The organism is Alphaproteobacteria bacterium (assembly GCA_005883305.1).
In the GTDB taxonomy this organism is placed as follows: domain Bacteria; phylum Pseudomonadota; class Alphaproteobacteria; order Sphingomonadales; family Sphingomonadaceae; genus Allosphingosinicella.
In genome coordinates this window covers 1,705,803-1,725,643 of the sequence record VBAC01000001.1, presented here as the reverse complement: position 1 = coordinate 1,725,643, position 19,841 = coordinate 1,705,803, and the positions used below count along the sequence as shown (strand labels likewise).

The 19,841-nt window shown below is 67.5% G+C and carries 20 protein-coding genes and 1 tRNA gene; 8 read left to right on the top strand and 13 right to left on the bottom strand.

Annotated features, from left to right (window positions below; genetic code table 11):
* Positions 1 to 59 precede the first annotated feature (59 nt).
* Both E6G92_08680 and E6G92_08675 read left to right on the top strand, forming a co-directional pair.
* Positions 60 to 311: a hypothetical protein gene (locus E6G92_08680; protein ID TMJ19826.1), complete on the top strand. Its 252-nt coding sequence runs from the start codon at positions 60 to 62 to the stop codon at positions 309 to 311.
* Positions 308 to 520 (top strand): DUF2283 domain-containing protein, encoded by a 213-nt coding sequence (locus E6G92_08675; protein ID TMJ19825.1) that lies wholly within the window; start codon positions 308 to 310, stop codon positions 518 to 520. Before E6G92_08680 ends, E6G92_08675 begins: the two co-directional genes overlap by 4 nt.
* 188 nt (positions 521 to 708) lie before the next feature.
* Here E6G92_08675 and E6G92_08670 read toward each other — a convergent pair whose 3' ends face one another.
* Both E6G92_08670 and E6G92_08665 read right to left on the bottom strand, forming a co-directional pair.
* Entirely contained in the window at positions 709 to 927 is a 219-nt protein-coding gene (locus tag E6G92_08670; GenBank protein TMJ19824.1) for a hypothetical protein, read from the bottom strand.
* Positions 928 to 947: 20 nt separating this feature from the next.
* Positions 948 to 1,910 carry an N-formylglutamate amidohydrolase gene (locus E6G92_08665; GenBank protein TMJ19823.1) on the bottom strand — a complete coding sequence of 321 codons (963 nt, stop codon included), beginning with the start codon at positions 1,908 to 1,910 and terminating at the stop codon, positions 948 to 950.
* Positions 1,911 to 1,921: 11 nt separating this feature from the next.
* Between E6G92_08665 and E6G92_08660 the strand changes: the two genes are divergently transcribed.
* From E6G92_08660 to E6G92_08650, 3 genes are all read left to right on the top strand, one after another.
* Positions 1,922 to 2,299 (top strand): response regulator, encoded by a 378-nt coding sequence (locus E6G92_08660; GenBank protein ID TMJ19822.1) that lies wholly within the window; start codon positions 1,922 to 1,924, stop codon positions 2,297 to 2,299.
* Positions 2,300 to 2,655: 356 nt separating this feature from the next.
* On the top strand, positions 2,656 to 3,531 hold the full coding sequence (locus E6G92_08655; protein TMJ20765.1) for a serine hydrolase: 876 nt from the start codon (positions 2,656 to 2,658) through the stop codon (positions 3,529 to 3,531).
* Positions 3,532 to 3,890: 359 nt separating this feature from the next.
* Positions 3,891 to 4,247, top strand: a complete 357-nt coding sequence (locus tag E6G92_08650; protein ID TMJ19821.1) for a hypothetical protein — start codon at positions 3,891 to 3,893, stop codon at positions 4,245 to 4,247.
* Between the two features lie 9 nt (positions 4,248 to 4,256).
* Here E6G92_08650 and E6G92_08645 read toward each other — a convergent pair whose 3' ends face one another.
* Both E6G92_08645 and ygiD read right to left on the bottom strand, forming a co-directional pair.
* Positions 4,257 to 5,258 (bottom strand): hypothetical protein, encoded by a 1,002-nt coding sequence (locus E6G92_08645; GenBank protein TMJ19820.1) that lies wholly within the window; start codon positions 5,256 to 5,258, stop codon positions 4,257 to 4,259.
* 79 nt (positions 5,259 to 5,337) lie between these two features.
* Positions 5,338 to 6,189 (bottom strand): 4,5-DOPA dioxygenase extradiol, encoded by an 852-nt coding sequence (gene ygiD, locus E6G92_08640; GenBank protein ID TMJ19819.1) that lies wholly within the window; start codon positions 6,187 to 6,189, stop codon positions 5,338 to 5,340.
* A 217-nt stretch (positions 6,190 to 6,406) separates the two neighbouring features.
* Between ygiD and E6G92_08635 the strand changes: the two genes are divergently transcribed.
* The 3 genes from E6G92_08635 to E6G92_08625 all read left to right on the top strand — a co-directional run bounded on the left by E6G92_08635 (position 6,407) and on the right by E6G92_08625 (position 9,168).
* Positions 6,407 to 6,481 (top strand) — tRNA-Val (locus E6G92_08635).
* Positions 6,482 to 6,599: 118 nt separating this feature from the next.
* Complete coding sequence (locus tag E6G92_08630; protein ID TMJ19818.1) at positions 6,600 to 8,639, top strand: 3-hydroxyacyl-CoA dehydrogenase; 2,040 nt, start codon at positions 6,600 to 6,602, stop codon at positions 8,637 to 8,639.
* A 130-nt stretch (positions 8,640 to 8,769) separates the two neighbouring features.
* A complete protein-coding gene (locus E6G92_08625) occupies positions 8,770 to 9,168 on the top strand; it encodes a nuclear transport factor 2 family protein (GenBank protein TMJ20764.1) in 399 nt (132 codons plus the stop codon).
* Here E6G92_08625 and E6G92_08620 read toward each other — a convergent pair.
* The 9 genes from E6G92_08620 to E6G92_08580 all read right to left on the bottom strand — a co-directional run bounded on the left by E6G92_08620 (position 9,080) and on the right by E6G92_08580 (position 19,767).
* The gene (locus E6G92_08620; GenBank protein TMJ19817.1) at positions 9,080 to 11,005 is read right to left on the bottom strand and encodes an acyltransferase; all 1,926 of its coding nucleotides are present in this window, start codon (positions 11,003 to 11,005) and stop codon (positions 9,080 to 9,082) included. The genes E6G92_08625 and E6G92_08620 overlap by 89 nt on opposite strands.
* A 130-nt stretch (positions 11,006 to 11,135) precedes the next feature.
* A complete protein-coding gene (locus E6G92_08615; GenBank protein TMJ20763.1) occupies positions 11,136 to 12,191 on the bottom strand; it encodes an alpha/beta fold hydrolase in 1,056 nt (351 codons plus the stop codon).
* 52 nt (positions 12,192 to 12,243) lie between these two features.
* Positions 12,244 to 15,609, bottom strand: coding sequence for a PAS domain S-box protein (locus tag E6G92_08610; GenBank protein TMJ19816.1), 3,366 nt, complete (start codon positions 15,607 to 15,609; stop codon positions 12,244 to 12,246).
* Positions 15,610 to 15,731: 122 nt separating this feature from the next.
* Positions 15,732 to 16,103: an ArsC family reductase gene (locus tag E6G92_08605; GenBank protein ID TMJ19815.1), complete on the bottom strand. Its 372-nt coding sequence runs from the start codon at positions 16,101 to 16,103 to the stop codon at positions 15,732 to 15,734.
* Complete coding sequence (locus E6G92_08600; GenBank protein ID TMJ19814.1) at positions 16,097 to 16,498, bottom strand: type II toxin-antitoxin system VapC family toxin; 402 nt, start codon at positions 16,496 to 16,498, stop codon at positions 16,097 to 16,099. Before E6G92_08600 ends, E6G92_08605 begins: the two co-directional genes overlap by 7 nt.
* Positions 16,455 to 16,757 (bottom strand): type II toxin-antitoxin system prevent-host-death family antitoxin, encoded by a 303-nt coding sequence (locus E6G92_08595; protein ID TMJ19813.1) that lies wholly within the window; start codon positions 16,755 to 16,757, stop codon positions 16,455 to 16,457. Before E6G92_08595 ends, E6G92_08600 begins: the two co-directional genes overlap by 44 nt.
* 49 nt (positions 16,758 to 16,806) lie before the next feature.
* Entirely contained in the window at positions 16,807 to 17,382 is a 576-nt protein-coding gene (locus tag E6G92_08590) for a hypothetical protein (GenBank protein ID TMJ19812.1), read from the bottom strand.
* Positions 17,383 to 17,402: 20 nt separating this feature from the next.
* A complete protein-coding gene (gene guaA, locus E6G92_08585) occupies positions 17,403 to 18,962 on the bottom strand; it encodes a glutamine-hydrolyzing GMP synthase (GenBank protein ID TMJ19811.1) in 1,560 nt (519 codons plus the stop codon).
* Between the two features lie 169 nt (positions 18,963 to 19,131).
* Positions 19,132 to 19,767, bottom strand: a complete 636-nt coding sequence (locus E6G92_08580; GenBank protein TMJ19810.1) for a DUF4337 domain-containing protein — start codon at positions 19,765 to 19,767, stop codon at positions 19,132 to 19,134.
* Between the last annotated feature and the right edge of the window lie 74 nt (positions 19,768 to 19,841).

Here is a 19,841-nt window from a genome sequence, read left to right as displayed (position 1 = left end):
GGGAACGCTCCGGCCTTTTTCTTCGCTGGCTTGTCCGTTAGCCTCCTTCGGGAGGACGCATGAAGACGACGCGCTATTTCGAGGAGCAGGTGCTGCGCAAGCGGCCCTATGTCGAGCGGGCGTGGTGCGCGGCGGCGATCGCCGATCCGATCCGGAGAGAGACCCAAGAGGACGGACGCATCCGCTTCTGGTCCGCGGTCACTTTGAGGGGCGAAGACGCGCCGCGTGTGCTAAGAGTGGTGACGCTGGAGGACGGCGAGACGGTGCACAACGCCTTTTTCGACCGCAACTTTCGCGAGGAGCCGCGATGAAGCTCAATTATTATGCCGAGACGGACAGTCTCTATATCGAGCTCAAGGCCGGCCCGGGCGCCGAGACGCGGGAGATCGCGCCCGGCGTCAATGCGGATTTCGCGGCGGATGGAACGATCGTCGGTCTCGACATCGACGGGGCGAGCAAGCTCGACCTTTCGACGCTGGAGACGCTCGGCGTCCCGATCATCGCCCTCAAGGCCGCGTGACCGCGCGCGCTTATCGGTCTGCTATTGAAACGGGAAACAGCCTTCCTATCTCGGGTAGGACGCCGCCGTATCCCCCCTTTACGCCGGCGTCACGCGCTCCTTCGAAAGCGGGAGCGCACCTCCCTGAACCTGGGCCGCCTCACGCAAGTGAGGCGGTCTTTTTTGTGCGTTTATATAGGTCCAACCCGCTACAGAAAGTCAGCGACGGACCGCTCCAGTTGAGGAAGATTTTGAGTCAGAGCGTCATGGATGCGCTCGACAGGTTCCACGAAATCGCCGAGCGCTTTCGGACCAAGTGCCGGAGCCTGCTCCAGTGCCGCGCTCGCTCTCGCGAGTAGCGCATGCGTTTTCGCGACAAGTGCGAGCGCATCACCAACCGATTCGGGACGCTCATCGTTAGTGCTCATTCCGGCTTCTCCATCTCTTACTACTCAGCAGCGATCGCCTCCAGCCCGCCCAGCAACCGCGCCTCCAGCGCCCCCGCCACCGCCGCGATCAGCCGGCACACCCCCTCGAACCCGGGCCCGGGGCCGCGCAGGTCGCGGTCGAGGTAAAGCGAGCGGTCGAGCTCGATCTGGAGGGCGTGGATGGAGCGCTCCGGCCGGCCGTGGCGCGAGACGGTGTAGCCGCCGGCATAAGGCGCGTTGCAGGCGGTTCGATAGCCCAGCGCGCGCGCCGCCTCCACGGCGGCGTCGAGCAGGTCGGCGCCGATCGTCGCGCCGTGGCGGTCGCCGAAGATCACGGTGGCGTTGGGCGCGGCATTGACGCCCTGCTGGGGCGGGCGCGGGGGCATCGAATGGCAATCGAGCAGGATCGCTCCGCCGAAGCGATTGCGGGCGTGGACCAAAGCCGCGTCCAGCGCCTCGTGCCAGGGGCGGTGGATCTGCGCGATCCTGCGATCGAGCTCGCTCCGGGCGAGCCGCTCGCGCCAGATCGGGCCCAGGCCGACGATCCGCGAGGGGACGAGGCCGATTCCGCCGCGGGTGCGCGCCGACTGGACCAGGCCGCTGGAGGGCAGCGGCGGGGCGACCGATGCCGGATCGATCTCGCGCTCGTCGCGGTTGAGGTCGATCTCGGCGCGCGGCGAGCGGGCGACGAAGGCGGTGGCGCCGTTGGCGGTCGCCCGCCACACCAGCCGGTCGACGAGCCGGTCCTCGAGGCTCTCCAGAGCCGATTGCGGAAGCCGCGCCGCGCGGATCAGCTCGGGGCGGTAGTCGCGCCCGGCATGGGGGATGGAGAGGACGACCGGCGACACCGGCCGCTCGGGACCGATTCGGAAGAAGGGGGCGTGATCGGGCGCGTTCATCGGCCTCCGACCTAGGCCCGCTATGGGACGGGCGCAATCGAGGGCATTCCCGGACGGCTGGAAAAATTTACACTCTGCGGGCATAACATGGCGCAATGCTCAGGATCCTGCTCGCCGAAGACGACGAATCGATGCGCACCTACCTGGTGCGGGCGCTCGAGCGGGTGGGCTACGAGGTGGTCGCGGTCGACCGCGGGACCGACGCCGTGCCGTTGCTCCAGGCGGCGCGCTTCGACCTGCTCCTGAGCGACATCGTCATGCCCGAGATGGACGGGATCGAGCTCGCCCAGAAGGCCGGCGAGATCCAGCCCGGAATCCGCGTCATGTTCATCACCGGCTTCGCCGCGGTGGCGCTGAAGGCCGGGCGCAAGACGCCCGACGCCAAGGTCCTCTCCAAGCCCTTCCACCTGCGCGAGCTCGTCGCCGAGGTCGAGCGGATGTTCATGACCGAGGACCAGCACGGGCGGCTTTAGCGCGGCTCGACCTTCGTCATCGCCAGCCCAGGCCGGAATACTTCTGCCTTCCCTTTGCGGCTTTGCGTCTTTGCGTGACGGCCTTCCTTTTTTGCTCACGCGAAGCCGCGAAGGCGCAAAGAGGAAAAGGCGGAGCAGCACGACGGGCCCCGTCGCAGGGTCCGGTCCTTCGTTCATTCCTCGACGCTTGCGCCGAGTTGAGCCGGATATGCGGCTGACGCGTGGGCGGACGCATACGGCGCAGTAACAATGTCGGGTGCATCGTGTATCTTCGGACCACGCGGATCCAGTGGGGTATCGAGATGCGGATCATCGGCTTTCTAGTCTGGCTTCTGGCCTTCGTCGCGCAACCGGCTCTGGCCCAGGCGCCGGCGCAGCTGCAATCGCTCGAGCAGAGGCTCGCCGCTTTGGCCACCGAAAATCCCGGCGAATATGGAATCGCCGCGCTCGACCTGACGAGCGGGGCGATGGTCGCCTTCAACGGCGACCGGCCGTTCCCGATGGCCAGCACGGTCAAGGTCGCGGTCGCCGCCGCCTATCTTTCCGAGGTCGACGCCGGGCGCCGCACGCTCGACGATCCGATCGGCGCCTCGACGGCCCGCGTCCTCATGGAAGCGATGATCATCCACAGCGACAACCGGGCGACCGACATGCTGATCGCAACGCTCGGCGGGCCTTCGGCGATCGATTCCTGGCTTCGCGCCCACCGGCTCAGCGGGATCCGCGCCGACCGCACCATCGCCACCCTGCTCAGCGACCGCCGCGACCTCACCGATGTCAGGGATTCGAGCACGCCGACGGCGATGCTCGGACTGCTGCGCGCGATCGACAGCGGCGAAGCGCTGACCCCGCAGAGCCGGGCGCATCTGCTGGACCTCATGCGCCGCTGCGCGACGGGCACGAACCGGATTCGCGGGCTGCTTCCGCCCGAGGCCCGGGTCGAGCACAAGACGGGGACCCTCAACGGTTATACCGGCGATGTCGGCTATCTGACTTACCCCGACGGGCGGCGGATCGCGGTGGTGTTCTTCGCCCGCGGCGGTTCGAACCGGCCCGGAGTCATCTCGACCGCCGCTCGGGCGATCTACGACGGGTTCGGCGGCGGCGGGCAGGCCGCGGGCCTCGCCGCGCAGGCCGGGCGGGTGCAGAACGCCTATGCGCCGATCGAGCGCAGCGCGCCGGCGGGTTCCGCCTGCTCGCTCGGAGGGCAGGCCGTCCAGGCGCAATGCTGAGCGGCCGAGGGTCAAGACTCAATAAGAACTGAGATTTTGGACAAAAAAGGAGTCATCCCGGCGAAGGCCGGGACCCATGCACACCGAGGTATGAATAAGTGTGGCGCAGTCCCGAGCTTCTTCTGGCAAGACAGAGTTCATGGGTCCCGGCCTTCGCCGGGATGACTCCGTAATTAGGCGGAAAACCGCTCAGCTCAGTTAGGTACGGACCCTGAGCCCCGGCGAACTGGGGGCGACTCCCTAAGCATTGCTACCGATATGGCGTCCCCGCCGGCGGCGATAAGACGAGCCGGGCTGCGTCGCGCCGGCTTGCTTCCGAATAGCGCGGTTCCGCACGCCTCATGGAAGGAACAGGGAAAATGAACCTCGCTCGTGTCGCATTCGCCTTCGCCGCGCCGCTGACCTTGTCGCTCGCGGCGGTCTCCGCCCCCGCTTACGCCCAGGGCCATTCGGCCTATGAGCGCGCCGTCCTCGCCGGGCTCGACAGCAGCACCCGCTCCGAAGTGACTCGCCGGGCGGCCGGCGGCGATACCGTGTCCGGAGTCGTCGCGGTGATCCTGCTCAACAATTACCAGGCGGCCGGAGCGACCGCTCCGGGCGAGGCCCTGAGCGTGGTCGCGGTCGATTTCGAGCGGGGGACGGTGGTCCTTCGCAAGGGCGCCGAGGAGCTCGTTCTTCACCGCTTCGATCCGGCGACGCTCAGAATGACTCCGTAGCGGCGGGCCTCAACGCTTCGAGGGGGCTTGCGCGGGCTGCTGCGCCGGTGCGCAGAACATCGCCCAGGTCTCCTCGAAGCTGGCGCTCCAGCGGTTGCGCTCGCCGGGCACGTACAGATCGCGCCGGGCCCAGGCGCCGTCGCGCAAGTCCTGAAACATCACCGGGACGGCGCGCCCGCCGACCTCGAGCTCGCCGCAATAGAAGGGGTAGATGCTCGTCCTTCGGCCCTCGCGCATGGCGACGATCCGGATTTCCCCGTCCGGAAAGCGGGCGCGGGCGGTCTGCTCGATCAGCGTGCCGAGGCCGATGGCCGCATACATGACGGCGTTGGCGAGCTCGGCGCTCGGCCAGCGCGAGCAGATGTCGGATACGAGGCGCGTCTCGCTCCCGCGGCGGATCCGGACCGCGCTGTTGATCGCCCCGTAGCAGGAATCGATCTGGCCGGTGCGAAGCGGCATGTGGAAGGGCGTGTAATCGGGCTGGATGGCGAAGCAGGGATCGGCGAGGACTCGGTCGATCGCCGCCGCCTGCGAGGCGCTCAAGGGGCCGCGGGTGGCGGGGCGCTGCGCGCGCTCGATCTCCTCCTCGGTCATGACCGGCGATCCCGGAGGCAAAGACGGCAACGAGGCGCTGATATGATCGATCCGGTCGACCTGCCACTGGCCGCCCGGCTCGCGCCAGACGAAGGCGGAGGTCGAAGTCGGATATTCCTGGGTCTCGCCGGGGCCGATGGCGATGTCGATGACGATCTCGGCGCGGCCGATATCGGGCAGCGGCCAGGGGCCGCGGATGCGGCGATGCTCGGCGTCATAGTCGTAAGGCGCCGCCGGACGATCGCGCTCCCCTTCCGCCAGCTCGCGCGCGACCCTTCGCCAGTCGACCCGCGCCAGATGCGGGCACTGGCGCAGCTCCGCCGCCGTCGGCACGCGCCGGTCCTCTCCGGTCCGCGCCGGGGCCGGCGAGCCGGCGAGCAACGCAACCATCACCAAAGCTGGCACTGTTGAACGCATACCGGCCCCCTGTTCGGGCAGAACTGCTTGGTTTCAGGGCATGAGTCCAGCGGGCTCGGGTCGAAAAGGGACCTGGAGCCTAGATGTTGCTCTGGTCGCCGGGGACGCCGTCGGGGAGCGTGGCGGCGCGGGCGCCTTCCGCGCAGGGCAGGCCCTCGATGCCGAGGCCGTAGCAGGTCATCGACAGCGAGCCCATCGCATAGCCTTTGAGAAAAGGCGTGGCCGCCTTGCCCTCGGCCGCCGCCAGAGCGGCGGTGTAGAGCAGCGGGATGAAATGGTCCGGCGTCGGCACGGCTAGGCCGTAATCCGGGTGCTCGGCGGCCTTCAGGATATCGCCCGGCGCGGTCGCCATCCGCTCCGCCACGGCGTCGTCGAAGCGGTGCGCCCAGTCGGCCCCGCCGGCCGGGTCCGCCCAGTCGATCCGGCGGAGGTTGTGGACGACGTTGCCGCTGGCGAGGATCAGCACGCCCTGCCGGCGCAGCGGCGCGAGGCGGGCGGCGAGATCGAGATGATAGTCGAGCGGCTTCAGCGCGTTGATCGAGAGCTGAACGACGGGCACGTCGGCCTTGGGGAAGAGGTGTGCGAGCACGCTCCACGTCCCGTGATCGAGCCCCCATTGGTCGCGGTCGGCGCCGATCCAGTGCGGCTTGACGATTTCCGCGATCTCCCCGGCGAGCCCGGGTAGGCCCGGCGCCGGATAATCGAAGGCGAACAGCTCGTCGGGGAAGCCGTAGAAATCGTGGATCGTGCGCGGCCGAGCCATCGCGGTCACCGCGGTCGCGCCGATGAACCAGTGCGCCGAGACGACGAGGATCGCGCGCGGCCGCGGCACGGCCACCCCGAGCCTGCGCCATTCCCGCGTATAGCCGTTCAGCTCGAGCGTGTTCATCGGGCTTCCGTGGCCGATGAACAGAGCGGGCATTTGGTTCATGGCCGCAGCTTGCCCTAAATTCGGGACCGGGGACAGAGGATCGGGTGCGACGGCGGGACCTGCCCCAAGGCCGTCATCGCGAGGCGCGTCAGCGCCGTGGCGATCCAGACGCCGCTGGATTGCCGCGCTTCGCTCGCAATGACAGCGAGGTAATCAATGCGACCGTCCCACGGGCTTGCGAAGGGCGAGGGGGCTCGCTACATCGCGCGCCTTCGGTGGGCGTGTAGCTCAGTGGTAGAGCACTGTGTTGACATCGCAGGGGTCGCAAGTTCAATCCTTGCCACGCCCACCATTTCCCCCTTTTCCAGGACCAGATCGCCAAGGCCGCTTCGGCTCGGCCGCAGAGCGGAGTTGACGTTTACGTAAAGGCGCGCCTATCGACTCTCCGCACTCGAAAAGCGGAGGGGTCGATGAGCCCGATTACCACCAAGCGCCATGGCGACGTCCTGATCGTCACCTCCAACAACCCGCCGGTCAACGCGCTCGGCCATGCGGTGCGCGAGGGGCTGGTCGCGGCGATCGGGGAGGCGGACGCGGACGAGGGCGTCAAGGCGGTGGTGATCGTCTGCCAGGGCCAGACCTTCTTCGCCGGGGCGGACATCAGCGAGTTCGGCACGCCCAAGGCGATGCAGCAACCGGTGCTTCCCCAGGTGGTCGACATCATCGAGAATTGCACCAAGCCAGTGGTCGCCGCGATCCACGGCACGGCGTTCGGCGGCGGGCTGGAGGTCGCTCTGGCGAGCCATTACCGGGTGGCGCTGCCCTCGGCGAAATTGGGCGTGCCCGAGGTCAAGCTCGGCCTCCTTCCCGGCGCAGGGGGCACGCAGCGGCTGCCGCGCGTGGCGGGCGTCCAGAAGGCGCTGGAGATGGCCGCGACGGGCAATCCGATCTCCGCGAAGGAGGCCTTCGACGTCGGACTCGTCGACCGGTTGATCGAGGGCGATCTCGAGCAGCACGCGGTCGCCTTCGCCGAGGAGGTCAAGGACGCGCGGCCGCTGCCCAAATCCTCCGAGCGGCAGGACAAGATCGACGCGGCCGATCCGGGGGTGTTCGACGCCTTCCGCAAGGGCAATGCGCGCAAGTTCCGCGGCTTCGAGGCGCCCGAGAAGAACATCCAGGCGATCGAGGCGGCTGTCGCCAAGCCCTATGCCGAAGGAGTCCAGGACGAGCGCCGGCTGTTCATGGAGCTGATGACCGGCACCCAGGCGCGCGCGCAGCAATATTTCTTCTTCGCCGAGCGCAAGGCGGCGAAGATCGACGGTGTTCCCGAAGGCACGGCCCCGCGCGAGATCCGCAAGGTCGGCGTGATCGGCGCCGGGACCATGGGCGGCGGCATCAGCATGAACTTCCTGTCGGCGGGCGTCCCCGTGACGATCGTCGAGATGGCGCAGGACGCGCTCGACCGCGGCACCGGCGTGATGCGCAAGAATTACGAGGCCAGCGCAGCCAAGGGGCGGATGACGGGCGCGCAGGTCGAGGGCGCGATGGGGCTTCTGACCCCGACGCTGAGCCTCGACGACCTCGCCGACTGCGACCTGATCATAGAGGCGGTGTTCGAGAATATGGAGGTGAAGAAGGAGATTTTCGGCAAGCTCGACAGGATCGCGAAGCCGGGCGCGATCCTCGCTTCCAACACCTCCTATCTCAACATCGACGAGATCGCGGCCAGCACCTCGCGGCCGCAGGACGTGCTCGGCCTCCACTTCTTCTCGCCGGCCAACGTGATGAAGCTGCTCGAGGTCGTGCGCGGGGCGAAGACGGCGCCCGACGTGCTGGTTACCGCGATGCAGCTCGCCAAAAGGATCAGGAAGGTCGCGGTCGTCGCGGGCGTCTGCCACGGCTTCATCGGCAACCGGATGCTGATGCCGCGCCAGATCGAGGCGATGAAACTGCTGCTGGAGGGCGCAACTCCGGAGCAGATCGACCGCGTCCATGTCGAATTCGGAATGCCGATGGGGCCGTTCCAGATGTCCGACCTCGCCGGGGTCGACATCGGCTGGCACCGCGACCCGACCCGGATCGAGAATATCCGCGACGCGCTCGCCGCCGAGGGGCGCTGGGGCCAGAAGAAGGGCGCCGGCTTCTACGATTATGACGAGAAGCGAAATCCCAGCCCGTCTCCGCGCGTCGCCGAGATCATCGAGAATTTCCGCGCCAAGACCGCGACGCCGCAGCACGCGGTAACGTCCCAGGAGATCGTCGAGCGAACGCTCTATACGATGGTCAACGAGGGCGCGCGGATCCTGGAAGAGGGTATGGCCCAGCGCGCCAGCGACATCGATGTGGTGTGGGTCTACGGCTATGGCTGGCCCGTCTATCGCGGCGGGCCGATGTTCTGGGCCGACACCGAAGGCCTGCCGAAGATCGTCGAAGGGCTTGAGCGGCAGGGCTTCGAGGTTGCGAAGCTGCTGAAGGACAAGGCGGCGGCGGGCGAGAAACTCTCGCGCTAGGTCCCATGGGAGAGGGTTTTTGAGGCTCGTTGCTTCCTTAGGGTTCCTGCTCCTGCTCGCCGCCTGCACGCGCCAGCCGGCCTATGATCCCCCTGCCGAGGAAGCGGCGATCCGCCAGGTGATCGCGAACATGGAGGCGGCGTGGAACCGCGGCGATTTTCGCGGCTACATGGCGGGTTTCAAGAACCCGGACGTGATCTTCGTCTCGAAGGGCCGCTTCCAGCAGGGCTGGCAGGGGACGCTCGACCATTATGTCCGCGATTATGGCGGCGATCCGGCGCGGCGCGGCCGGCTCCACTTCTTCGACGTGCGCGTCGAGCTGCTCTCGCCCGACGCCGCCCAGCTGATCAGCCGCTACCGCCTCGAGGGCGGCGGCAGCCCGCAGGACGGGATCAACACGCGGCTGATGCGCAAGGTGGACGGCAGGTGGGTGATCGCGCTCAATCATGTGAGCTCACGGGACGAGGCAACCCGCACGCGCGCAACCAGCGCAACGGCAGCCGCGTTCGGACCAGCGCGCAGGCCATGAGACGACTGCCGTTCAGCGAAAGGTGGTGGCCGTCGAAGAACAGATAACCCCTTCGGTCGCGGATCGTGCAACGCTCCTGACGGCAAATGGCCTCCTCCGGATCGAAGAAATCGACGCCATGGAGGCTGGCGACCTGCGCCGTGATCACGGTTCGAGGCCTGATCTCGGCGACCACGCTGCCATAACGTGATTCATAGATGACCGGATCGTCGAAGAAGAAACGGGGGCTTTGGAGCACGACGGTCACCCGCACGCCTCGGCGGCGGATGACGTCGATCGTATCCTGCATCAGGTCCATCCGGTCCGCGAGCGGATATTCTTCCCAGTTCGCTGCCAGGATCACCTGGTCGAACCGCTCCCGCGCGAGCATCGACGCCACTTCGCTGTTGAACTGCGTGCAGGCCGGCTGGAAGCGAAAGACGAAGCCGAGCACGGGCGGACAGGAGGTCTTGCTCACCTGGACGATGTGAATCCCTGCGCCCCGCGCGGCCAGATCCCGAATGCCGGGCATCAATTGCGCCGCGTGCGAATCGCCCCAAAGCAGGATCCGCGGCGCGCCGGTTCCCGCGCCGCACCGGATCGGCCCCGCCCAATCGGCGATCAGCTGATCCGAATCGAGGTGGCACGGCCCCTGGCGCATCGATTCCACCGCTGCGAAGCGGGTATCCTGGATGGCCACGGCAGTGCCGGACAGGTGGAAAAGCGCAACGAGCGCCCCGCACGCGAAAACCGCCAGGGCCGCGGCGCCGAGGCCGAAAATCTTCCATCGGGAAAAGCGTGCGCTGTCGCGAAACGGCCTCTCGACGAAACGCCAGGAAAGGGAGGCCATCAGGACGGCGAACAGGAATATCGAGACGCGTTCGGCCCCCGTGAGAAAACGGAAGAGATAGAGCTGGGAGAGAACGATCGGCGGCCAGTGCCACAAATAGAGGGAATAAGAGATGAGACCGATGCCGACCAAAGGGCGCGAGGAGAGCAGTCGCGAAACCGGGTGGGAGCCATGGTCCCCCGCTCTGATGATCAGGGCGGCGCCGAGCACGGGCGCCACCGCGCCGATGCCCGGGAAGGGCAGATATTGGTCGTAGAGGGTCACCGCCAGCGCGATCAGGGTGAGGCCGAGAACCCCGGTGGTCGTGGCCGATCGGAATGAAGGCGCCCGCGGGGGCGGTCGCGTGGCAAGCCAGCATCCGGCGAGCAGCTCCCACATTCGGAACGGCAAATGATAGAAGGCTATTTCCGGCTGGGCGGCCGTGAACTCCACGGAAAGCAGGAAGGAGGCCACGCCGAGCCCCGCCAGCACGAGCGGCATTCGCTTGGGGGCCCAGCGCAGCAGCGCGAGCATGAGGAAGGGAAGCAAGACGTAGAATTGCTCCTCCACAGCCAGCGACCAGGTGTGCAGCAGCGGGCGGGTTTCCGCCGTAATGCCGGCGAAATAATCGAGGCGCATGGCGAACAGCGCGTTCGAGGCGAACACGGCCGTGGCGAACACGGACTGGGCGTAGTCGTAATTCTGCAATGGCGAGAAAAGGAGCGAGCAGGCGACCGACACCAGCGCCAACAGCACGACGAGCGCCGGCAGGATTCGGCGAGCGCGTCTCTCATAGAAACCGGCGATGGAGAAGCGCCCGTCAGCCCATTCGTCCAGGATGATCGAAGTCAGCAGGTATCCCGAAATCACGAAGAAAATATCGACGCCGATAAACCCGCCCGAAAATCCCGGCACATCGAGATGAAACATCAGGACGGGAAGCACGGCGACGGCGCGCAAGCCATCGATGTCCCGCCGGTAGCCGCGGACATGGCTGAAGGAGGGAGGCGCCGGCATATCGATTTTCATCGATATTGCGGCGGCAAGCTTGCCGACAAGGCGCCGCGGTCCGCCCGCCCCGCGGTCTCCGCCGACGTCGTCATCAGGACGGCTTTGGCCAAGGGCACAGGCGATCCGGTTCGGTCAAGGACATGGACAGTCAGCGCGCGTCCGTCCGCCGCAGCAGATCGACCAGCTCGTCCTTCCAGAACCGCGCCCAGGTGTGAGTCCCGTGCCCGCGCGTCTCCGCCGTCGCCGGGATCAGCACGAAGCGCACCGTCGGCATCCGCCGCGCGGCGGGCTCGGCGATTCCGAGGTCGGGCGGGTTGATGAAGTCGTCGGCGGAGTTGATCCAGGTCGTCGGCACCCGGATCCGCTCGAGATCGGGCAGGGGATTGTAGGTGCGGCTGGCCTCGAGCTGGTAGATCAGGTCGTTGGCGTCGCGGGTGGCGATGTCGGCCTCGACCCGCTGGTCGATCCAGGCGTTGGCCGCCGCGCCGGTGGGATAGGTCTGCTGGACGTAGATCGGCGCGAGGCCGGCGACCTGGAGCAGCGAGACGGCGGCGCGCAGGCCCTGGATGGGCTCGCTGGTGTAATTGCCCTCGGCCCAGGCGGGATCGCGGCGGATGCCCTCGGCGGCCATGCGCCGCCACATCCGGTTGCGGCCGGCGATCTCGGCGGGAAGGCAGGCGAGCGGCATCATGGCGCGGGCGAAACCGGGGTGCGCCTCGGCCCAGACGAAGCCGTGCATGCAGCCCATCGAGGTGCCCATGAGCAGGCGAAGGCGGGTCACTCCGAGCCGCGCGAGCATCAGCCGCTGCGCCTCAACCATGTCGGCATAATCGTAATGCGGGAAGCGCGCGCGAAGGCCGTCGCTCGGCTTGGACGAGCGGCCGTGGCCGATCCCGTCGGGCAGGATGACGTAGTAGCGCGCGATGTCGAGCGGCTGGCCGGGCCCGTAAAGCTCGCCGGCGAATTGCGGCGCGAGGAACTGGCGGCCCGAGCCGCCGGTGCCGTGGAGGACCATCACCGCATTGTCGATCTCGCCGCGGGCGTTACGGTGCGGCATCCCGAGCGTGGCGTAGTGGATTCGAAGCTCGGGCAGGGTCTCGCCCGAGCGGAAATGGAAATCGTTGAGCGCGACGTCGCCTTCGGTGAGCCGGGAGCCGTAATCGGGCGCGGCCGGCGTCTGCGCAGCGGCGGCTCCGGCGAACATCAGCGCCGACAGGAAAAGGGCCAGCCCCCGCATTGCCAAGTCTCCTTCTCGATCACGACCGGTCGAGCATCTCCCTAACGCGCGCGGCCAGCTCGGCAAAGGCGAAGGGCTTGGCGACCAGCTCGATGCCGGGATCGAGGCGGCCCTCGTGGACGATCGCGTCGCGGGCGTAGCCGGTGGTGTAGAGGACCTTGAGGCCGGGCCGGATCCGGCGCGCCTCCTTCGCCAACTCAGCGCCGCTCATTCCGCCGGGCAAGACGACGTCGGTGAACAAGAGGTCGATCCGCCGCGCCTCCTCCTCGACGATCCTCAGCGCCGCGGCGCCGTCCGCGGCCTCCAGCACCTGGTAGCCGAGCTCGCCGAGCAACTCGACCGTGTACGCGCGAACGTCGTGATCGTCCTCGCAGACGAGGATGATCTCGTCGCCGCCGCCGCGCGGAGCCGCGGCGGCCTCGCTCTGCTCTTCCTCGGGAGATTCCGCCGTGAACCGGGGCAGGTAGATGTGGACCCGGGTGCCTTGCCCCGGCTCGGACTCGATCTTCAGGTGGCCGCCCGACTGCTTGACGAAGCCGTAGACCATCGAGAGGCCGAGCCCGGTGCCCTTGCCCACGTCCTTGGTGGTGAAGAAGGGCTCGATCGCCCGGCTCACGGTGTCCTGGTCCATGCCGAAGCCGGTGTCGGACACGGTGATCACCGCGTAGGTTCCGGCCTCGAGCCCGTTGGCCGCGGCGGCTTCGACGCGCGCGGCCGAGGTCTCGATCACCAGCCGGCCGCCGTCGGGCATGGCGTCGCGCGCGTTGACGGCGAGGTTGAGGATCGCGCTTTCGAGCTGGTGCGGATCGGCCTCGATCCGCCAGATGCCCGCGGAAAGCCGAGTCTCCACCTCGATCGTCTCGCCGATCGTGCGGTGAAGCAGGTCGGTCATTCCCGCGACCAGCGCATTGGGATCGATCGCTTTCGGCGCGAGCGGCTGGCGGCGCGAGAAAGCGAGCAGGCGCTGGGTGAGGGTCGCGGCGCGGTCGGCGCCGACCGAGGCACTGCCGATCGCGCGGACGATCCGCGGATCGGCGTCCGGCCCGAGCCGCCGGGCGACGAGATCGAGGTTGCCGGCGATCACCGTCAGCAGATTGTTGAAATCGTGGGCGATGCCGCCGGTGAGCTGGCCGACCGCCTCCATCTTCTGCGCCTGGCGAAGCGCCTCCTCGACCCGCTCGCGCTCGAGGATCGCGGCCTCGATCCGCGCCTCCAGCGACTGGTTGAGCTCGCGAAGCGCGGCTTCGGCCTCTTTGGCCTCGGTGATGTCGTAGGCGGCGCCGATGAAGCCGATGTGCTCGCCGGCGGCGCCGAAGCGCGGCTGGGAAACCGAGCGCAGCCAGCGATAGCCGCCCCCCGCGCCCTTGTAGCGGCCCTCCAGGACGAAGGTTTCGAGGCTGGCTTCGCCGGCGATCGATTCCGCGACGATCCGCACCCGATCTTCGGGGTGGATGATCGTCCGCCAGTCGAAATCGGCCGCCGCCTCGCGCGGGATTCCGAGGAAATCGACATAGGCCTGGTTCACGAAGTCGCGCTTGCGGTCGAGCCTGGTCACCCACATCGCGACCGGCGTGCTGTCGGCGATCCGGCGGAAGCGCTCCTCGCTCTCGCGCAGCTCCTCCTCGGCCCGTCGCCGTTCGACCAGCTCGCGCTGGGCGGCCTCGAACAGCCGCGCATTGTCGATCGCCACCGCGGCCTGCCCGGCGATTCCGACGAGCAGCTCTTCGTGCCGGGCGGTGAAGCGGCCCGGCAAAGCGTGGCCGAAGAAGAGACCGCCGGTCACCTCGCCGGACCGGGAGACGACGGGCACCGCCAGATAGGACGTGACCGGCAGATGCCCTTTCGGCATTCCCCGATAGGGTTCGCTGAGACCGTAGCGCGGGTCCTTGGTGATGTCGTCCGATCGCACCGGTCCTTCGCCGCCGAACGTGGGCGCGAAGATCGCGGTGTTGCGCGGCATCGGGAATTTGTCGAACTCGGAGCGGTCGACGCCGGAGACGGTGTAGAGCATGTAGCTCTCGCCGGCCGCGTTCAGCACGTTGTAGAAGAAGGCGCCGAACTGCGCGCCCGAAAGCTCGACTCCGGCGTCGGTGACCATCTGCACGACGTTCTGAAGATCGAGCTCGGGCGCGATCTGCGCGCCGATCCGGTTGAGGGTCTCGAGCGATCTCTTGTCCTCGCGAAGCTGCTGCTCGGCCTTACGCGCGTCGTCGATGTCGACGGCGAGGCCGACATAGCCGATCAGTGCTTCCTGGGCGTCGAAGCGCGGCCGGCAGGCGACCCGCATCCAGCGATAGTCGCCGGCGGCGTCACGGAAGCGGGCTTCGTAGCCATAGTCGCTCCTGTCGGCCCAGGCGCGGTCGCGAGTCTCCAGCACGCCGGCGAGGTCGTCGGGATGGATCATCTGCGTCCAGAAGGTCCCGGTCAGCTGCTCGGCCGAGACTCCGGCGACCTCCTCGAATGCCTTGTTGGCGAATTCGATTCCGCCGGGTCCCGTCACCCACACCGGCGAAGGAGCGCTGTCGGCCATCGCCCGGAACCGCTCCTCGCTCTCCCGGCGCGCCTCGTCGGCGAGCTTGAGATCGTGGATGTCGGTGCAGGTGCCGTACCAGCGGACGATCTCGCCGCTCTCGTCGCGCACCGCCTGGGCGCGGCCGAGCACCCAGCGATAGTCGCCCGAACGGTGCCTCAGGCGATATTCGATATGATAGGGCTCGCCGGTCTCCAGGCAGCGGCGCCAGACGCTCCAGGCATTGTCCTGGTCGTCGGGGTGGAACATTCCGTTCCAGGCCTCGCCGTCGGTCGATCCTTCGGGGACTCCGGTATATTCGTACCAGCGGCGGTTGTAATAATCGTGATAGCCGTCGGGCAGGGTCGACCAGATCATCTGATCGACCGAATCCGCCATCGCCTTGAAGCGTGTCTCGCTGTCCCTGGTGCGGCGCTCGCTCTCGACCCGTTCGGTCGTCTCGCTGACGATGCACAGAACGCCTCCCACCGCGCCGCTCTCGTCCGGCACGGGCGAGTAGGAGATGTCGAAATAGACCGTCTCGGGATAGCCGTGGCGCTCGATGTAGAAAGGGCGGTCCCTGGCGAACACGGTCTCGCCGGTCTCGCGCACCCGCCGCAGGAGCGGCTCGAGGTCGTCCCACAGCTCCGCCCAATTTTCCCGCGCCGGCCGGCCGAGCGCGCGCGGATGCTTGCCGCCGATCGTCGGCGCATAAGCGTCGTTGTAGAGCGCGACGAACTCGGGGCCCCAGAACAAGACGATCTGGGCCATTGCGGGAAGGATCAGGCCGACGGTGGTGTGAAGGCTCTGCGGCCATTGCGAAGGCGGGCCGAGAGGGGAATCCGACCAGTCGCGCGCCTCGATGAGGTCGCGCATCGCCCCGCCGTCGCCGGCCGCCGTCGAGGCGGCGGCGAGGGGCGCGGATTCGGCTCCGGAATCCGCGCCTCCTGCTTCAGAGCTTCGCACCAATCCCGCACCCCGCTTTTGGCCCACCGACGTCAATCCTCTTGGGGGCGATTCGTTCCTGCCAGGGCGGTCTCGTAAGACTCCGCGCTGAAGCCCGCCAGCCGCTCCGCGCCGGTGTCGAGGATGGGACGGCGGATCATGGACGGCTGGGCGAGCATCAGAGCGATCGCCTGGTCTTCGTCGAGCCCCTGCTTGTCCGCCTCGGGCAGCTTGCGGAAGGTCGTTCCGGAGCGGTTGAGAAGCCTCTCCCAGCCGAGCTCGCGCGCCCAGCCGCGCAGCCGCCCCTCGTCGATCCCCGCCGACTTGTAGTCGTGGAAATCGTAGGCGAACCCGCGCGCGTCCAGCCACGCCCGGGCCTTCTTGACCGTGTCGCAATTGCGAATGCCGTAGAGCGTGATCACCACAGGGATCGCACCGGATAGGAACGGATCGTCCTGTCGGCGGTGACCAGCGTGAACCCGCCCAGAATGGCGTGCGCGATCATCATCCGGTCCACGGGATCGCGGTGGATATTGGGAAGGGCCTCCGCGACTCGCCAGGCTTCGGCGGGGAAATCGATCACCGAGAAACCGATCAACTCCGCCAGCGAATCGAGCGACTCTTCGACAGGGAATCGTCCCCGCCTCTGTAGGTCGGCAAATTCGAAGGCGACGGGCGCGCTGACATGAAGGCTGTTGTCGGAGAACCGAATGGCGTCGACTGCCCGGTTCGAAATCCTGCGATCGCCAAGCGGTATCCAGACCAGAATCTGCGTATCAAGTAGAAGGCGCACCGAATTTGCGCTGGAAGCGCTCCTCAAGCTCCTCGTCGGTCATCGACGGCGGCACGATCGTGTCCTCGGGGCGCAAATGCGCGTATTTGCGGGCCAGCGCACCGAAGGCGGCCTTGCGTTTTGCGGCGGTCTCCCGGCGCCGCGCTTGCTCGGCTTGTGCGACCGGAACCAGCATCACCTGCGGCGCGCCTGCTTTATCCAGAACGATCTCCTCGCCGCGCAGCGCGGCTGCGACCAGTTGTGAAAGCCGGGTCTTTGCCTCGCCGATGTTTACGTGGATGGTCATGACTTAGCCAAGATAGCTTGGCCAATCTGCCATTGCAACTTCCGACGGCTCAGCAACCGCCCGATGGCGCGCGTTTCCGGCCACAGAGACCCGGATCGCGATCCGGAGGCTCGCCATGCACCCCGGGCGGACCGACACTGGTCAACCAGGCGGCGAGCCGCTCGGGGTCGCCGAGCAACAGGCCGTTGACCCGGTGATTTCGGCCTCTCGGCGCGACGTGGATCAATTGAGGCGGTAAGACCTGCGGCCCATCGCCGAAATACCAGCTTCGCTCCGGATCGAAGATCAGCACCGAGCCCGACTGGTCCTTTCTGATGTCGTCCGGGCTATGGTGATATTCGGGACGAAGACGCTCGAACATGCCATCCGGCTTTTGCCTGTAAAGTGCATCGGCGCGGCCCCTGAACTCTCGTTCGTAGTCGCCGATGGACACTGAGCGATGCACTCGGCCGGCCCAGGCGACCGCCCCGAGTTCCGCCGGTGCGCCATGACAGCCCAAGACCCAGTCGCCCGGTCGCGCGCAACGTCGGATCACGGGTTTGCACGTCGCGAGCGAAATCATTCCCTGATCGGGGCATGGTGCGATTCCATCGTCGCTCGTCATGACATAGCGATAGATCTCCATGCCGAAGATCCTGCGCCGGTTCACTCCCACTCGATCGTTCCCGGCGGCTTGCTCGTATAATCGTAGACCACGCGGTTGATGCCCTTCACCTCATTGACGATGCGCGTCGCCACGCGGCTCAAAAAGGCCGCGTCGAAGGGATAGACGTCGGCGGTCATGCCGTCGGTGCTGGTGACCGCGCGCAGAGCGCAGACGTGGTCGTAGGTGCGGTGGTCGCCCATCACGCCGACGGTGCGGACGGGCAGGAGGACGGCGAACGCCTGCCAGATCGCGTCGTAGAGGCCCGCATTGCGGATCTCCTCCAGATAGATGGCGTCCGCCTTGCGCAGGATGTCGCAGCGCTCCTTCGTCACCTCGCCGGGAATTCGGATGGCGAGGCCGGGGCCGGGGAAGGGGTGGCGGCCGACGAAGGCTTCGGGGAGGCCCAGTTCGCGGCCCAGTTCGCGGACCTCGTCCTTGAACAGCTCCCTCAAGGGCTCGACCAGCTTCATGTTCATCCGCTCGGGCAGCCCGCCGACATTGTGGTGGCTCTTGATCGTCACCGAAGGGCCGCCGGTGAAGCTGACGCTCTCGATCACGTCGGGATAGAGCGTGCCCTGGGCGAGGAAATCCGCGCCGCCGATCTTGCGCGCCTCTTCCTCGAAAATCTCGATGAAGGTCTTGCCTATCAGCTTGCGCTTGGATTCGGGCTCGTCGAGCCCGGCGAGGCCGCCGAGAAACTGGTCGGAGGCGTCCACGTGGACCAGCGGGATGTTGTAGTGATTGCGGAAGAGGCTGACGACTTGCTCCGCCTCGTTCGCCCGCATCAGCCCGTGGTCGACGAACACGCAGGTCAGCTGGTGGCCGATCGCCTCGTGGATCAGAACCGCGGCGACGGCGCTGTCGACCCCGCCGGAGAGCCCGCAGATGACTCGGCCGCTGCCGACCTGGGCCCGGATCTCGGCGATCTTGGTCGCGCGATATTCGGCCATCGTCCAGCCGCCCGGGAGGCCGCAGACGTGGCGGACGAAATTGGCGAGCAATTTGCCGCCGTCGGGCGTGTGGACCACCTCGGGATGGAACATCAGCGAGAAGAATCGGCGCTGCTCGTCGGTGGCGATGGCGTAAGGCGCGCCTTCCGAGGCCGCGACGACGCCGAAGCCCTCGGGCAGGGCCTCGACGCGGTCGCCGTGGCTCATCCACACCTGGTGAGTCTCGCCCTTCTTCCACAGGCCATCGAACAACATGCTCTCGCCGGTGATCTCGATGAACGCGCGGCCGAACTCGCGCTGGTCGGACGGCGCCACGCGGCCGCCCAATTGATGGGCCATGGTCTGCTGGCCGTAGCAGATGGCGAGCATCGGCAGGCCGGCGTCGAAGAAATGCTGCGGCGCGCGCGGACTGTCGTCCCGCATCACCGAGGAGGGGCCGCCCGACAGGATGATCCCCTTCGGCTTCAGCCGCTTGAACGCCTCGCCGGCGCGGTTGAACGGAGCGATCTCGCTATAGACCCCGGCCTCGCGCACCCGCCGCGCGATCAGCTGGGTCACCTGACTGCCGAAATCGACGATGAGGATGCAATCGCTGGGGCGCGCCGTCATGGCCGGGCGATAGGCAGCGGGGTAGCGAGTGTAAAGCGGCTCCCTCTCCCATGGGGAGAGGGTTGGGGTGAGGGGGTCGGATGTCCGAGGAAAACCCCAAATGCCGTACCCCCTCACCCTACCCTCTCCCCCCCGGGAGAGGGTTTTTCTGAGTGAGCTGCCAGGCAGCCTAGAACGGCAGCGGGAACAGCAGCAGGAAGCCGTTGGCCGTCAGCAAAGTGCCGAGCGCTCCGAGCACGGTGGCGAGGCCGAGGATCATCCGGTTGAGGGCGAGGATCGCGACCGAGCCGAGCACCAAAGCGAGCTGGAGGAAGACCTCCGCCATGTCGAAATTGTCGTCGCGGGCCGAAGCCTGCTCGCGCGCCGCCTCGAACGCCTGGGCCTGGGCGCGGAGCTGGGCCTTGCCCTCGCCGCGGAGGGGGTCGTTCGGCGCCGCTTGGTCCGGCTCGCTCTCGTAGCGGGTGACGGTCGCGCGATAGTCGGCGAGCTGGGCGGCCATGCGCGCGCGGGCCGCGGGGTCGAGGCCCGGCGCGGCGAGCTGCGCCTCGATCTCCGCCGCGCGCAGCTCGTAGGCCGTCTGGCGCACGTTCTTCGCCTGATAGAAAGCCCAGGTGTCGCTGGCGCGGACGTTGTTGTAGATCATGTCGTCGGTGGCGTTGCCGCCGCCCAGGCCGCCGACCGCGAGCACCGCCGCGAGGCAGGCGATCAGCAAGGCCGCGCGGCTCCGGAAGCGCTCGGCGCGGGCATTGTCGGCGCGGTCCTCGTGAAGCTCGGCGATCAGCTCCGCCGCGTCGTTGCTGTCCATGATGTCCCCCGTTCGGAATAAAGCTTGCGGCCCAGTCCGTTAGGCAGCGGCCGCGAGCCTGTAAAGTTAAGCAC

Coding starts and splice junctions, on each gene's coding strand:
- E6G92_08650 (TMJ19821.1), top strand. CDS start 3,891: ATGAACCTCGCTCGTGTCGCATTCGCCTTCGCCGCGCCGCTGACCTTG.
- ygiD (TMJ19819.1), bottom strand. CDS start 6,189: ATGAACCAAATGCCCGCTCTGTTCATCGGCCACGGAAGCCCGATGAAC.
- E6G92_08645 (TMJ19820.1), bottom strand. CDS start 5,258: ATGCGTTCAACAGTGCCAGCTTTGGTGATGGTTGCGTTGCTCGCCGGC.
- E6G92_08675 (TMJ19825.1), top strand. CDS start 308: ATGAAGCTCAATTATTATGCCGAGACGGACAGTCTCTATATCGAGCTC.
- E6G92_08680 (TMJ19826.1), top strand. CDS start 60: ATGAAGACGACGCGCTATTTCGAGGAGCAGGTGCTGCGCAAGCGGCCC.
- E6G92_08630 (TMJ19818.1), top strand. CDS start 6,600: ATGAGCCCGATTACCACCAAGCGCCATGGCGACGTCCTGATCGTCACC.
- E6G92_08625 (TMJ20764.1), top strand. CDS start 8,770: ATGGAGGCGGCGTGGAACCGCGGCGATTTTCGCGGCTACATGGCGGGT.
- E6G92_08615 (TMJ20763.1), bottom strand. CDS start 12,191: ATGTTCGCCGGAGCCGCCGCTGCGCAGACGCCGGCCGCGCCCGATTAC.
- E6G92_08595 (TMJ19813.1), bottom strand. CDS start 16,757: ATGACCATCCACGTAAACATCGGCGAGGCAAAGACCCGGCTTTCACAA.
- E6G92_08590 (TMJ19812.1), bottom strand. CDS start 17,382: ATGGAGATCTATCGCTATGTCATGACGAGCGACGATGGAATCGCACCA.
- guaA (TMJ19811.1), bottom strand. CDS start 18,962: ATGACGGCGCGCCCCAGCGATTGCATCCTCATCGTCGATTTCGGCAGT.
- E6G92_08580 (TMJ19810.1), bottom strand. CDS start 19,767: ATGGACAGCAACGACGCGGCGGAGCTGATCGCCGAGCTTCACGAGGAC.
- E6G92_08620 (TMJ19817.1), bottom strand. CDS start 11,005: ATGAAAATCGATATGCCGGCGCCTCCCTCCTTCAGCCATGTCCGCGGC.
- E6G92_08665 (TMJ19823.1), bottom strand. CDS start 1,910: ATGCCCGCAGAGTGTAAATTTTTCCAGCCGTCCGGGAATGCCCTCGAT.
- E6G92_08610 (TMJ19816.1), bottom strand. CDS start 15,609: ATGCGCGACCTCATCGAGGCGCGCGACTGGTCGGATTCCCCTCTCGGC.
- E6G92_08670 (TMJ19824.1), bottom strand. CDS start 927: ATGAGCACTAACGATGAGCGTCCCGAATCGGTTGGTGATGCGCTCGCA.
- E6G92_08660 (TMJ19822.1), top strand. CDS start 1,922: ATGCTCAGGATCCTGCTCGCCGAAGACGACGAATCGATGCGCACCTAC.